The sequence below is a fragment of the Nordella sp. HKS 07 genome, from assembly GCF_011046735.1.
Taxonomy (GTDB): domain Bacteria; phylum Pseudomonadota; class Alphaproteobacteria; order Rhizobiales; family Aestuariivirgaceae; genus Taklimakanibacter.
This window is the reverse complement of the sequence record NZ_CP049258.1, coordinates 3,391,577-3,405,502: the sequence shown is the minus strand read 5'-3', so window position 1 is coordinate 3,405,502 and position 13,926 is coordinate 3,391,577. Positions and strand designations below refer to the sequence as shown.

The following is a 13,926-nucleotide window of genomic DNA, read 5'->3' as shown; positions in this document are numbered from 1 at the left end:
AGCGGAATGAATTCAATGGATCCCGGCTTTGCGCCGGGATGACGGATTACTCGTGGAAGCTTCTGGCCGCATCGAGGAGCCAGGCACGGAACGCCTGGATCTTCGCCCGCTCATGCGCGAGCTCTGGGTACACGAGATAATAGGCGAAGGCCTCGATCTCTTTCGGCTCGGCCAGTCGCACGAGCCGGCCTTCCTTGACTTCCGTCTCGACCATGGCGTCCGGCAGCAGGCCCGCGCCTTGCCCGGCAATGATCGCGCGCAGCAGCAGGCCTGAATCATCGAAGGAGGGTCCGCGCGTCGGCGCCGGCTCGGCAAGGCCTTGCGCCTCGAACCACAATGCCCATCCTTTGCGATCGGCATCCTGCACCAGCGGCCAGCTGAGAAGGTCGGCAGCTTTTGTCGGTCGACCGAGGCGCGCGACGAGCGAAGGTGCCACCACCGGGATCATCGCGACCGCGAGAACATGGTCGCTCCTCAGTCCCGGATAGCGGCCGAGGCCATGGCGGATGGCGACATCGACGCCGTCGCGGGTGAAATCGGCGAGGCCGCTGCTGGTGACGATGCGGAGATCGATATCGCGATGCGCCGCCTGAAACGAGGCGAGCCGCGGCACGAGCCAGGCGGAGGCGAAGAACGGCGTGACACTCACCGTCAGCAATCCGCCGTCTTCTTCCAGGGCGACGCGGCGGGACGCTTCGGCGATCTGGCGGAAGGCGTTGCGGACCGGCGGCAGGTAGTTGCGCCCGGCCTCGGTCAGGACGATGCCGCGATTGACCCGGTCGAAGAGCTTGCGGCCGAGATTGAGCTCGAGCGTCTTCAGCATCTGGCTGACCGCACCCGGCGTGACCGACAATTCCTCGGCCGCCGCCTTGACGGAGAGATGCCGGGCGGCCGCTTCGAAGGCCTTGAGCGCGTTCAGGGGAGGTAATTTGTTCATTTAGAATTTCTAATCTAAACCTGAGAGAAATCCTGGTTTGAAAATCTCTATAGCGGAGGAATATATGAGTATCACGTATCGATCATAATTCAAATATTCTGAGGGAAACGACGTGCATTATTGGGACGCGACCGAACTTGCCGGACGCCTCGCAAGGCGAGAGATCTCGGCGGAGGAGACGACGCAGGCCCTCCTCGCCCGAATCGCCAGGCTGGAGCCGACACTTCATTCATATGCACTGGTGACGGCGGATATGGCGCTCGATCAGGCGCGGGCGGCGGATGCCGAGATCGCGCGCGGCATCCATCGCGGCCCGCTGCATGGCATTCCGATCGCAGTGAAGGATCTCTGCGCGATCGCAGGCCATCCGACCGGCGCCGGCATGGCGCCAGGCATGAGGCAAACGGCGACGGAGGATGCGACCTTGGTGCGGCGGCTCAAGGACGCCGGAGTCGTGCTGATCGGCAAGACCGAACTCAGCGAGGGCGCTTATTCCGATCACCACGCCGCGATCACGCCTCCGACCAACCCTTGGAATGCTGACTACTGGACCGGCATCTCGTCCAGCGGCTCGGGCGTCGCGACCGCCGCGGGCCTCTGCTATGGCGCCATCGCCTCCGACACTGGCGGCTCGATCCGCTGGCCCGCCGCCGCCAATGGCGTGACCGGCCTCAAGCCGAGCTGGGGTCGCGTCAGCCGACACGGCGTCGTCGAGCTTGCCGCGTCGCTCGACCATGTCGGCACCATGGCGCGCAGCGCGAAAGATGCCGGCGCCCTTCTCGGCGTGATCGCCGGCAGCGATCCACACGACCCCACATCGTTGCCGGATCCCGTGCCCGATTACCTGAAGTCCGCCGATGACGGCGTGAAAGCCCTGCGCATCGGCATCGATGCCGCGTGGAACACTGATGATGCGGATGACGAGACGATCACCGTTCTCGCCGAAGCGATGAAAGCCTTCGCCTCGCTCGGCGCCGAATTCATGCCCATCCGCATGCCCGATATCACCCAGACGATCGCCGACTGGACGCCCAATTGCGCCATCGAGGCCGCCGTCGCGCATGAGGCGACCTATGCGAAACACAAGGATCAGTATGGCGCGATCCTCAGCGCCGTGATCGAGACGGGACGCGCCCTCTCTGCTACGGACTATCAGAAGATCCTGCTCCGGCGCATGGAATTCCGTGGCCGCGTCAACGCCCTCTTCGCCACCATGGACCTGCTGCTCACACCCGTTCAGCCCTTCGCGCCCCTGACGATCGCCCGCATCAAAACGCTCGGCGCGCAGCCGGAGCTCCTCGCGAAACTGCAGCGCTACACCTGTCCCTTCGACATGAGCGGGCATCCGACCATCACCTTGCCCGGCGGTTTCAGCCGGCAAGAGATGCCGATCGGTTTCCAGCTCGTCGCGCCGCATCTCGGCGAAGCCCAGCTGGTCCGCGCCGGCGCCGCCTTCCAGTCGATCACCTCCTGGCATCAGCGCCATCCCCTCGCCTGACATGACCTCGACCTCCGCCCCCTCACGTTTCTTCTATGGCTGGGCCATCGTCGCCGCGGCCTTCGCCGTGACGCTTCTCGGCTTCGGCAGCGCCTATACGTTCAGCGCCTTCCTCAAGCCGCTCGAGCAGGAATTCGGCGCCTCGCGCGGCGAAGTCTCGCTCGTCTTCTCGCTGGCGGGTTTTCTCTATTTCGCCCTCGGCATCGTCAGCGGACCGCTTGCCGACCGTTTCGGCGCGCGCCTCATGGCCTCGCTCGGCATGCTGCTGGTCGGCACAGGCCTTGTCCTCGCCGGCCTCGCGCGCAACATCACCGAGGTCTATGTGGCCTATGGACTGGGCGTCGGCATCGGCGTCGGCTGCGCCTATGTGCCGGCAGTGGGCGTGGTGCAGCGCTGGTTCGTGCGCCGGCGCGGCTTCGCCTCCGGCCTCGCGGTGAGCGGCATCGGGCTCGGCACGCTGGTGATGCCGCCTCTCGCCGCCTGGCTCATCGACATGGCCGGATGGCGCCAGGCCTATATCCTGCTCGGGCTGTTCGCCGCTCTTCTCGGCATCGTCATGTCATGGCTCCTGGTGAATGATCCACGCCAGCGCGGCGTCGGCCCCGACGGCGATCCGCTCGATGCGGCGGCGGGAAAGAACGCGGCCCAAGGCATCACGGTCGGCGAAGCCGTCAGGACCCGGCAGTTCATCGGCCTCTATGCCGCGAGCCTCGCCTGCGCCTTCGGCGTCTTCGTACCCTTCGTCCATCTCGTGCCCTATGCGCTTGATCTCGGAATCAGCCCAGCCTCTGCCGTGCTGCTGCTCGGCGTGATCGGAGTCGGCAGCACCGCCGGACGATTTTTTCTGGGCGGCCTCGCCGACCGGATGGGGCGGCATGCCTCACTCGTCTTGATGCATGCAGGCATCGCCGCGGCGTTGGTGATCTGGGCAGTTGCCGGAGATTTCTGGACGCTGGCGCTCTTCGCCTTCCTGTTCGGCATGTTCTATGGCGGCTGGGTGGCGATCATCCCCTCTGTCGCCGCCGACTATTTCGGCGGCCGTCATATCGGCAGCATTCTCGGCGTGCTCTATACCAGCGTCGCTTTCGGCACGCTGATTGGCCCCAGCGCGGCCGGCTTCGCCTTCGACATCAACCACAGCTACCGGCTGCCGATCCTGGCCAGCATCGCGGTGAGCCTCATCGCCGCCGCCATCGCGCTGTGGGTGACGCGCCCTAGAAATCGTCCGGAAAGATCGACCTGAGATAGAGGAAGCAGGCATGGCGCGCCTGTTTCTGGCCCAGAATGCCGCTGGCATGCACCTGATTGGCGATCCAGAAGCCGTCGACAATGGCGTTGAGCGTGCTGGCGATGACGCCTGCGTCGGCCTTGAGCTTGCGTTCCTTGGCCAGCGCCACCACCTCGGCCCTCACGAAGGCATGGTACCGCGCCTTGAGCTCGACGAGGCGCCGGCGATATTCGGGATTGCGGACCGTTTCCGCCCAGAAGGCGCTCCACACCGCGACATGCTCGGCATTGGATATCTTGGGATCGAAGTCGAGCAGCACCATCGCTTTCAACCGGTCGGCGGGCGCCTCCTCGTCGGTGCCGGGACGGTTAAGGGCCGCATCATACTCGGCGACGAGGTGGTCGAGCGCCGCCAGAATGAGCCCTTCCTTCGATTTGAAATGGAAGGAGGCGACGCCATAGCTGCAGCCCGCTTCCTGCGCGATGTCGTTCATGGTGATGCCGGTGAGGCCCTTGCGCGCGATCACCTTCGCGGCGGCGTCGAGGAGCGAACGCCGGCGTTCCTGAACCTGATCCTCGCGCGAGGCGATGCGGGCTTTGATCCCCACGTCCGTTCCACTCATTGCCGTAGCTTATATCCGGCGCGTGATCGGACGGAAAACCGGTGTCCACTTTTCCTGATCACGCGCAAAACCCGGATATGCGGGCCCGGTCCTGTCGTCAAGCGGCAACCGGTTCCTTGACCTCGGCGGCCGCCTTCCGGATGCCTTCCCACAATATTCCGATCATCTCGTCGATCTCGGCCTTGGTGATGATGAGCGGCGGCGATAGGACGCAGATATTGCCGAGCGGGCGCACCAGGAGACCCAGATCGAAGCAAAACGCGTCGATGCGGCCGCCCAGCTTCTTGTCGCGGTCGGTCACTTCCGGCGATGACGGATCGACCAGAACCTCGACGCAGCCGACGAGACCCGACACCCTGACATCGGCGACATGGGGAAGCCCCTTGAGACTGCGCAGACCTTCGGCGAAATGCCCCGCCACCTCGCGCACATGCTCCAATATGCCGTCCTTCTCGATCACATCCATATTGGCGAGTGCCGCGGCGCAGCTCACCGGATGCGAGGAATACGTATAGCCGTTGCTGTAATAGCCGCCCTTGGCATTCTCGCCCGCGATCCTGGCGAGGAGACGGTCCGATATCGCGAAGCCGCCCAGCGGCACATAGCCCGAGGTGACGCCCTTGGCGAAAGTGATAATGTCGGGCACGACGCCGAAGACCTTCTCGGAAGCGAACCATTCGCCGCAGCGCCCGAATGCCGTCACCACCTCGTCCGAGATGTAGATGATGTCATGCTTCTCGCAGATGGCCTTGATGCGGGCATGATAGCCTTTGGGCGGAATGATGACACCGCCCGAAGCGAGCAGCGGCTCGGCCAGGAAGGCCGCGACCTTGTCGGGCCCGATCTTCGCGACCGTATCCTCGAATTCGCGCACCAGCCGGTCGAGGAACTGGGCTTCCCTCAGCCCTGATGCCAGGCGGATATTGGGGCTCGAAATGAAGGTGATGCGCGGCGCGGCGATGTCGAAGTTCTGCCAGTTGAAGGCGCGGCCGGAACAGGCGGCGGTCAGACTGGTGCTGCCGTGATAGCCCTCGCGGCGCACGATGATGTGCTTCTTCTCGGGCCTGCCCAGCATGTTGTTGTAGTATTCGGCGAAGCGCAGCGCCGAATCCACCGCGGTCGACCCGCCGGTGGTGAAGAAGACGCGGTTGAGATCGCCGGGTGTCACCTCGGCGATGCGTCTTGCCAGTTCCACCGAAGGCGAGTTGGTCGTGTACCAGGGCGAGTTATAGGAGAGCTTGAGCGCCTGGGCGGCGAGCGCGTCGGCGATCTCCTTGCGGCCATAACCGATCTGCGTGCACCACATGCCGGCCGGCCCGTCGATGATGCGGCGGCCATTAGCATCGACGACATGGATTCCCTCGCCATAGGCGATCAAGGGCCGCATGCCCTGGCCGAGCTTCGCCATCTCCTCGGAAGGCGACAGAAGATGCAGCTTCGCATCAGCCTCCGTCTCGCCGGCATTCCACTGCGCACCCTGTATGTCGGACATGATGTTTCCCTAAATTGACTACCATCCCCCTCACCCTGAGGTGCGAGCAAAGCGAGCCTCGAAGGGTATGCTTCAGCTCGTTCGCTCTATCCTGATGGATGCTTCGAGGGCCGCTTCGCGGCCACCTCAGCATGAGGGGTGTTGCAAGAGCTTTCCAAAGTCAGTCCAAGGATAAGGCGTTCGGCGGCAACGAGTCAATATTTTTGATTGTCCAGTCAATCAACCTCCTCCAATACGCCGCGCTGGCGTTTCGTTTCCACGAAACTGGCGAGGAAGCGTCGCAGCAGCGGGTTCTCGGTGGCGCTTCTCTGGCTCACCGCATAAAATGTCGAGTCATAGCCGAATTTATCGTCGCAGAGGCAACGCAGCTCGCCGCGCTCGACCCAGAGCGTCGCATAGTGGGCTGGTAGATAGCCGATGAAGCCGCCGCTCAAAATAAGGATGAGCTGCGCTTCCATCATTTCCACCGTCGCATCGGCCTGGCGGTAGCCGAGCCGCTTCAGATCCTGGCTGTGCAGATAGCCGCGCGCGACGATGGCATGGCCCGCCAGATTGCGCTCCACAACCTTTTCCTCCTCGCCGAAGAGCGGATGACCCCTGGCGCAATAGAGCGACTGCTTCTCCGCGCAGATCGGCAGATAGGCGAGATCGGAGCGCTTAGTGATGCTGGGCACGATGATGATGTCGCGCGCCCCGGCAATGAGCTGCGCTTCCAGTTCCTCGGGGCCGGTGATCATGAAATCGATCTGCACCGAGGGGGCGGCCTCGCGGAAATGTCCGACCGCCCGGGCGAGCGACATCTCCGCATTGGTGGCCAGCGCATCGACGGCGCCGAGCTTCACCACCCGACGCAGATTGAGCGATACCGTGCCGGCCTCGTTGCAGAAGCGGTCGACCGCCGCGAAGAGATCATGCGAGGCGTCATAGACGGCGCGCCCGGCCTCCGTCAGCGCGAAGCCCGAGCGGCCACGCCGGCAAAGACGGGCGCCGAGCCGCGCCTCGAGCTCGGCGAGGCTGGTCGATATGCGCGACTGGCTGAGATTGAGGACGAGCTGGGCGCCAGCCAATCCCTTGGCTTCGACAATGACACGGAAGATGCGGATGAGCCTGAGATCGATGTCGAGCAGCTGGCGCATTGGATACTTCCGCTTTCTGAATGTAACGATCTGATCTTGCCTCTTTTCCGATGGTTTCGGAAGCCCATAAGATTAAGTTGCAGCAATCGAGCGCGGCAGTCTGCAGAGACCGCGCGGATAGGGAGAACGACCATGCTGAAGTCTTTCAGAACACTCGTACTTTGCCTCGGCACGGCTCTGGCCGTGGCGGGATTTGCCGGCGGGTCGGCCGATGCGGCCGTCGGCAATCCGCAGAAAGTAACCTGCATGTATCCGGTCTGGGTCGGCTTCGGGCCGGTCCATCTCGCCAATGAGCTCGGCTACTTCAAGGAAGAAGGCATCGAGGTCGAGGAAATCCTCGATGACGATATGCCCAATGCGATCGCTGCCATGGAGCGCGGCGACATTGACTGCTATCTGCGCACCGTCGGCGAATATCAGGGCCTCGGCCGGCGCAAGGAAACGCAGGGAATCATCATCGGCACGATCGATTTGTCGACCGGCGGCGATGGCTGGGCGGCAGATCAGTCGATCAAGTCGGTCTGCGATCTCAAGGGCAAGGCCATCGCGGTCGAACCGAACCTGCCGGCGCGCCTCATCATGCAGATGGCGCTGAAGAAGGAATGCAACCTCTCGATCAAGGATACGGTACTGACCGATATCGCGGCGGCCGATGCGATCGGCGTGTTCGCCGATCCCAAGGTCGTGGCGATCGGCACCTATGAGCCGGTGCTGAGCCAGGTCGTCGCCGCGCACAAAGACCGCGGCGCCCATATACTGACCTCGTCAAAGGACCAGAAGGACCTGATCCTCGATATCATCATGGCGCATACCGGAGAGCTCAAGGCCAATCCTGACAAATATGTGAAATTCCTGCGGGCCATTTATCGCGCCATCGACTATTTCAACGCCAATCAGGAAGCGGCGATCCCGATCATCGCCAAGCAATTCTCGATCACCGCCGACGACTTCAAGGCGACCTTGCCGAATTTCCGCTACACGCCGCTCGCCGAAGCGAAGGAGTTCATCGGGACCGTCGACAAGGAAGGCCGCGTCTACGAGATCTTCAAGGAGACCATGGATCTCAATCTCGAATTCGGCTCGTCCGACGTGAAGCTCTTGCCGGAAGACCATATCGACCGGACGATCATCAACAAGCTTCAGTAGGCCGAATACCGGTCGGGCGGAATTGAAAAGCATGACCGTGACGAGCGGTGAAAGCGAGAAGCCGGCGGCGGAACGCGTTCCCACCAGGCCGGCGCGCCCGACGGCGTGGAAGGATCTCTTCACCTTCCGCGCCCAGGCCCAGCCGCGTCTCGAACTCTGGCTCAGCATCGCCGCCTTCCTGGCGGTGCTGGGCGGCTGGGCGTTCGTCGCCGAGAGCGGACTGGTCCAGCCGCAGATCCTCCCCTCGCCCCTGGCGGTGATCTCGGCCTGGGTGCGCCTCTTTTCCGACGGCTATATCGGCGATATCGCCATCAGCGTCGCGCGCGTCTGGGCGGCGTTTCTCGCTTCCGCCGTCATCGCCATCCCGCTCGGCATATTGATGAGCGGCTATCGCGCCGTCACGGCTCTTCTCGAGCCGATCATCGATTTCGTGCGCTACCTGCCGGTGCCGGCGCTGGTGCCGCTGACCTTGATCTGGCTCGGCATCGGCGAGGGCTCCAAGGTGACGCTGTTGTGGATCGGCACCTTCTTCCAGCTCATCTTGCTCATCGCCGACGACGCCAGGCGGGTCCCTAAGGAATATATCGAGACCGGCCGCACGCTCGGCGCATCCGACTCGGCCCTGATGAAGGATGTGCTGCTGCGCGCCATGCTGCCCAACATGGTCGACAGCCTGCGCATCACACTCGGCTGGTGCTGGACCTATCTCATCGTCGCCGAGATCGTCGCCTCGAGCTCGGGCATCGGCTACGAGCTGTGGACGGCGCGCCGCTACGGCAAATCGCCGGACGTCTTCGCCGGCATCCTGACCATCGGCATCATCGGCCTTGTTTCCGACCAGGCGATCCGCTTCCTGCACCGGCGCTGGTTCCGGTATTTGAATTAGGGGGCGGGCATGGCGATAGACAAGATTGCGGTGAACTTACCCTCGCCCCGCTTCAGCGGGGAGAGGGAGGGACCCAATGCGAAGCATTGGGAGGGTGAGGGGCCTCGTCGTGATTGCCCCCCGACCGTCCATGAGAGTTCAATCGTCGCAGAGGTTGCCCCTCACCCTTCCCGTCGCTTCGCGACGGGCCCTTCCCTCTCCCCGCCGCGCTGCGCTTGCAGGGCGAGGGTGAAAGAGGAAGCCGCGAATGAGCTTCATCCGCATCAGCGACGTGGCCAAGGAATTCTCCACCCCCGATGGCGGCACGATCCCCGTGGTCACACCGCTCTCGCTCGACATCCGGGAAGGCGAGTTCGTCGTCTTCGTCGGCCCCTCCGGTTGCGGCAAGACCACCGTCATGCGCATGGTGGGCGGGCTCGAGACGCCGAGCGCGGGCGAGATCTATCTCAAGGACAAGCGCGTCGACGGGCCGAGCCGCGACAAGGGAATGGTGTTCCAGTCCTATTCGTCCTTCCCCTGGCTCACCGTGTTCGGCAATATCCGCTTCGGGCTCAAATACCGCGACGATGTCTCGGCGGTCGAGAAGGAGAAGATCGCCCGCCACTATCTCGATCTCGTCGGATTGACGCCCTTCGCCGACTACACGATCAACCGCATCTCGGGCGGCATGCGCCAGCGCGTCGCCATCGCCCGCACGCTCGCCGCCAATCCGCTGGTGCTGCTGATGGACGAGCCTTTCGGCGCCCTCGACGCCCTGAGCCGCGAGCGCCTGCAGCTCCAGCTCATGGATCTGCGCCGGGCCGAGCGCAAGACGGTCATCTTCGTCACTCACGACGTCGACGAAGCGGTGCTGCTCGCCGACCGGGTTGTCGTCTTCTCGAAGCGGCCGGCCCGCGTCCTCGCCGACATTCCGGTCAGCGCCACTCTGCCTGAGAAGCGTGGCCTCGACATTCTCGATCATTCCGATTTCCGCAAGATCCGCCGCGATGTGCTGGCGCTGATCCGCAATGAAGAACGCAACATGGAGACAGCAGAATAAATGGGGGCTTTTGATTTCAACGGCAAGAAGGTGCTCGTCACCGGGGCAAGCCATGGCATCGGCTATGCCGTTGCCGAAGGTTTCGTGCGCCAGGGCGCCGACGTGACGATCCTCTCCAGCACGGCCGACATTCAGGACGCCGCAAGGCAGATGGCGCAGGCCACCGGCAAGACGGTCAGGTCAGAAATCTGCGACATCACCGATCGCGAACAGGTGCGCAAGTCGGTCGGCGGCATCGGCCCTCTCGATGTGCTCATCAATAATGCCGGGCTTGAGCGGCTCACCCCCATGTATGAGGAAGGCGATGAAGTCGAAAAACTCTTCGCCCGCATCATCGAGATCAATCTCGTCGGCACATATTATGTCACGCGCGAAGCGCTGATCCGCATGCCGGAAGGCTCGAACATCATCATCACCGCCTCGGTCTGGTCGAAGAGTGCCGCCGCCGAATTCGCCGCCTATGTGACGTCCAAGCACGGCAATCTCGGCTTCATGCGTGTGCTCGCCAAGGAGCTCGGACCACGCAAAATCCGGGTGAACGCCGTCTGTCCCGGCTGGGTGAAGACGCGTGCCGCGCTTCGCTCGCTGACCGAGGTCTCCGAGCGCGCCGGCATCGGCGAAGACGAGATGCTGGGCCAGATCCTGGCCAATCAGGCGTTGCCCGGCCTCATGGAGCCCGATGACGTGGCCAATCTTTATCTCTTCCTGGCCTCAGACCTGGCGCGCGACATCACCGGGCAGGCCGTCAATGTCGATCGCGGCGAGGTGATGGCGTGATGGGTGTGCTCAGCGGAAAACATGCGGTCGTCACCGGCGGCGCCAGCGGCATCGGCCGCGCCATCGCTATCGCCTTCGCCAAGGAAGGCTGCCATGTCACCATTGCCGACTATGCGAGCGATGCGAATATCGCGGTAGCGGTCAAGGCGGCGGGCGGCACGACGACAGGCCGGCGCGTCAATGTGGCGGACGAACCGGACGTCACTCAGCTTTTCGACGCCGTGCGCGAGAGCGGCGGTGTGGATATTGTCGTAAATAGCGCCGGCATACTTGTCGAGAAGCCATTGCTCGAGACAAGCGTCGCCGATTTCGACCGGCAGATCGGCGTCAATCTGAAAGGCGTGTTCCTGGTCGGGCGCGAGGCGCTCAGGCTGATGGTGGCGCAGGATCGCGGCGGACGGGTGATCAATATCGCCTCCGAGCTTGCCTATCTGGGGCGCGAGAACTGCTCGCTCTACTGCGCCTCGAAAGGCGGCGTTCTTTCGATGACGCGATCCTGGGCGCGTGAATTCGCGCCGAGGATCCTGGTCAACACGATCGCCCCCGGACCGACGGATACGCCGATGCTCGGTATCGAGCAAACCTCGGCCGAAACGCTGGCCAAGGAAGCGATGAATCCGCTCGGCCGCCTCGGCCGGCCGGAAGAGATCGCCGCCGCGGCCCTCTTCCTCGCCGGACCCGGCAGCACTTTCATGACCGGCCAATGCGTCAGCCCGAATGGCGGCGCGGCGATGTTCTGATGACTGTGACAACTGACAGCAGCCCCCTAACCCTGAGGTGAAATTGGCAATGCTCGCTGACTGGGACGCCATCCTCCGTCTTTCCCCTTCTCCCGCTTGCGGGAGAAGGTGCCCGACAGGGCGGATGAGGGTGCTGGCTCAACGAGCGCCAGTCTCTCATAAGAACACAAGACCGGACGTCATTCGCGCATCGAATTCGAGATCGGAATGGGCGGAAAGAACACCCTCATCCGGCCTTCGGCCACCTTCTCCCGCAAGCGGGAGAAGGGAAAGTGTTGAAGCGCTGGTAGGCAAAGGAAACGGAGGCACCTTATGAACAAACGAACAAGCAATGCGGATTTCCAGCCGCTCGATTCGGGACTCGTGCCGCGTTTCGCGGGTCTCCCGACCTTCATGCGCCTGCCGATCGCTCGGCCCGACCAAGTCGATATCGCGCTGGTCGGCATTCCCTTCGATGGCGGCACCACCAACCGCACCGGCGCCCGCCACGGCCCACGCGAGATCCGCAACCAGTCGAGCCTGGTGCGCCGCGTCCATCATGTCACCGGCCAGTCGCCCTTCGACAAAATGAAGGTCGGCGATTGCGGCGACGCGCCGATCAACCCGCTCGATCTCATGGCGACGCTTGAAAGTATCACGGCCTTCTACACCGAGATCCACAAGGCACGCGCGCGGCCGTTGACGGCGGGCGGCGACCACCTGATCAGCCTGCCGATCCTGCGTGCCATCGCCGCCAAGGGGCCGGTCGGCATGATCCATTTCGACGCCCATTCCGACACCTATGACAGCTTCTTCGGCAGCCGCTACAATCACGGCACGCCGTTCCGCCGCGCCATCGAGGAGGGCCTGCTCGATCCCAAGCGCGTGATCCAGATCGGCATACGCGGCGCCATCTCGGACGCCTCCAATTACGATTTCGCCCGCGAGGCGGGAGTACGCATCGTCTTCATCGAGGAATTCGCCGAGCGGGGACCGAAATCGGTAATGGAAGAAGCGCGCAAGCTCGTCGGGAATGCGCCGACCTACGTGTCCTTCGACATCGACGCGCTCGATCCCTCGATTGCGCCCGGTACCGGAACGCCTGAGATCGGCGGCATCACCACGCGCGAGGCGCAGGCCATGGTGCGCCTGCTCGACGGCGTCGACATCATCGGCGCCGACCTCGTCGAGGTCTCGCCGCCGCTCGATCCGACCGGCTCGACCGCGCTCGCCGGCGCCACCATGATGTTCGAGCTTCTCTGCGTGATGGCGAACAGCCCACGGCGTTGAGCGCCACATCGCGCGCGGCGCTCTCCCCTCGTCATGGCCGGGCTTGACCCGGCCATCCAGGCTCGACGCCGTGCAACTGTTGATCGGATAGGCTGGATGGCCGCCTCCATGGCCGGGTTAAACCCGGCCATCCGGGCGGCCATGACGGTTTGGAGGTGCTAATTCGCCCGGATCTCCTGCAGGAAGGCGAGTGTCAGGCGATCGTGTTTCTGCTCGAGATTGGTCGCGACCTCGAAAGTCGATGTATGGGTGAAACGCCCAGGCAGGATCGGGCGCATGCGATCGGTCTGCGTCCATATCGAGGCATAATGGACCGGCATGAAGCCGATGAACTGGCCCGACAGAACCAGATGCGCCATGGCCTCCATGTCGGAGACCGTGGCCGCCCCCGTCACGCTGTCGGGGGCGAGCTCGACATTGGACGGCAAATGGCTGCGGATGACATATCGGCAGCCGCGCAGCTCCACCATCTCGATATGGTCGGGCGCCCGGTCGAAAAGCGCATGACCGCGCCCGCAATAGAGCTCATGCAGCTCCTTGATGAAGGGCCGATAGCTCAGCCCCGGCACGTGGTGATAGAAGGCCGAGATGCCGATATTGATGCTGCCCTCGAGGAGTGAGCGCTCGATCTGCGACGGCTCCCTGATCTGCAGCGAGAGATGCACATTTGGATATTTGACGCTGAAGCGGCGCACCAGATCCGGCAGGCGCATGTCCGGATTGGTCACGGTCGAATCGACGACACCAATATCGAGGCGGCCGGCGAGTTCCTCGCGCAACTGGCTCACTTCGCGCACGAAGGAGACATGCGATTTGAAGATCGCCGTCGCCGCTTCATAGACCTTGCGGCCTTCGCTGGTCAGATCGAAACCGGCGCGCCCACGCTGGCACAGGCGCAGTCCCAACCTCTCCTCAAGAGCCGCCATCTTGCTGCTGATCGAGGCGGCGCTGACATTCATGCGCGCCTGCGCGGCCGAAAACCCGTTGCTCTCGACGATGACACAGAAAATCCGGAGCAGATTGACATCCACGCCATCCAGGGTGATCTGCGCCTTCGCCTCGCGGTGCATACTTTATCCTAGATGAAAATAAAGTTCATTTATTTAATATCGATCATAAGTGAATTCTGATCAAGACTGTAGTGAGCACCACATCC

At 63.3% G+C, this 13,926-nt stretch carries 13 protein-coding genes; 8 read left to right on the top strand and 5 right to left on the bottom strand.

Annotation, left to right across the window (positions count from 1 at the left end; all coding sequences use genetic code 11):
• Window positions 1-46 precede the first annotated feature (46 nt).
• The gene (gene gcvA / locus G5V57_RS15955) at window positions 47-937 is read right to left on the bottom strand and encodes a transcriptional regulator GcvA (protein WP_165168596.1); all 891 of its coding nucleotides are present in this window, start codon (window positions 935-937) and stop codon (window positions 47-49) included.
• A gap of 112 nt (window positions 938-1,049) precedes the next feature.
• On the opposite strand from gcvA, the gene G5V57_RS15950 reads away from it, so the two are divergent.
• The gene (locus G5V57_RS15950) at window positions 1,050-2,435 is read left to right on the top strand and encodes an amidase (RefSeq protein ID WP_165168594.1); all 1,386 of its coding nucleotides are present in this window, start codon (window positions 1,050-1,052) and stop codon (window positions 2,433-2,435) included.
• A 1-nt stretch (window position 2,436) separates the two neighbouring features.
• Complete coding sequence (locus G5V57_RS15945; RefSeq protein WP_165168592.1) at window positions 2,437-3,678, top strand: MFS transporter; 1,242 nt, start codon at window positions 2,437-2,439, stop codon at window positions 3,676-3,678.
• Here the strand turns inward: G5V57_RS15945 and G5V57_RS15940 are convergent.
• From G5V57_RS15940 to G5V57_RS15930, 3 genes are all read right to left on the bottom strand, one after another.
• Window positions 3,650-4,270, bottom strand: a complete 621-nt coding sequence (locus tag G5V57_RS15940; RefSeq protein WP_165168590.1) for a TetR family transcriptional regulator C-terminal domain-containing protein — start codon at window positions 4,268-4,270, stop codon at window positions 3,650-3,652. The genes G5V57_RS15945 and G5V57_RS15940 overlap by 29 nt on opposite strands.
• 112 nt (window positions 4,271-4,382) lie before the next feature.
• On the bottom strand, window positions 4,383-5,777 hold the full coding sequence (locus G5V57_RS15935) for an aminotransferase (protein WP_165168588.1): 1,395 nt from the start codon (window positions 5,775-5,777) through the stop codon (window positions 4,383-4,385).
• 215 nt (window positions 5,778-5,992) lie between these two features.
• Window positions 5,993-6,913, bottom strand: a complete 921-nt coding sequence (locus tag G5V57_RS15930; RefSeq protein WP_165168586.1) for a LysR family transcriptional regulator — start codon at window positions 6,911-6,913, stop codon at window positions 5,993-5,995.
• Window positions 6,914-7,045: 132 nt separating this feature from the next.
• On the opposite strand from G5V57_RS15930, the gene G5V57_RS15925 reads away from it, so the two are divergent.
• The 6 genes from G5V57_RS15925 to speB all read left to right on the top strand — a co-directional run bounded on the left by G5V57_RS15925 (window position 7,046) and on the right by speB (window position 12,770).
• Window positions 7,046-8,059 carry an ABC transporter substrate-binding protein gene (locus G5V57_RS15925; RefSeq protein ID WP_165168584.1) on the top strand — a complete coding sequence of 338 codons (1,014 nt, stop codon included), beginning with the start codon at window positions 7,046-7,048 and terminating at the stop codon, window positions 8,057-8,059.
• Window positions 8,060-8,090: 31 nt separating this feature from the next.
• Complete coding sequence (locus G5V57_RS15920) at window positions 8,091-8,945, top strand: ABC transporter permease (protein WP_165168582.1); 855 nt, start codon at window positions 8,091-8,093, stop codon at window positions 8,943-8,945.
• 247 nt (window positions 8,946-9,192) lie between these two features.
• Window positions 9,193-9,984, top strand: a complete 792-nt coding sequence (locus G5V57_RS15915) for an ABC transporter ATP-binding protein (protein WP_165168580.1) — start codon at window positions 9,193-9,195, stop codon at window positions 9,982-9,984.
• The gene (locus tag G5V57_RS15910) at window positions 9,985-10,761 is read left to right on the top strand and encodes an SDR family NAD(P)-dependent oxidoreductase (protein WP_165168578.1); all 777 of its coding nucleotides are present in this window, start codon (window positions 9,985-9,987) and stop codon (window positions 10,759-10,761) included.
• Window positions 10,761-11,501 (top strand): SDR family NAD(P)-dependent oxidoreductase, encoded by a 741-nt coding sequence (locus tag G5V57_RS15905; RefSeq protein ID WP_165168577.1) that lies wholly within the window; start codon window positions 10,761-10,763, stop codon window positions 11,499-11,501. The genes G5V57_RS15910 and G5V57_RS15905 overlap by 1 nt, the downstream gene beginning before the upstream one ends.
• A gap of 312 nt (window positions 11,502-11,813) precedes the next feature.
• A complete protein-coding gene (gene speB / locus G5V57_RS15900; protein ID WP_165168575.1) occupies window positions 11,814-12,770 on the top strand; it encodes an agmatinase in 957 nt (318 codons plus the stop codon).
• 158 nt (window positions 12,771-12,928) lie between these two features.
• On the opposite strand, the gene G5V57_RS15895 is transcribed toward speB, so the two are convergent.
• Entirely contained in the window at window positions 12,929-13,840 is a 912-nt protein-coding gene (locus G5V57_RS15895) for a LysR family transcriptional regulator (RefSeq protein WP_165168573.1), read from the bottom strand.
• Window positions 13,841-13,926: the final 86 nt, after the last annotated feature.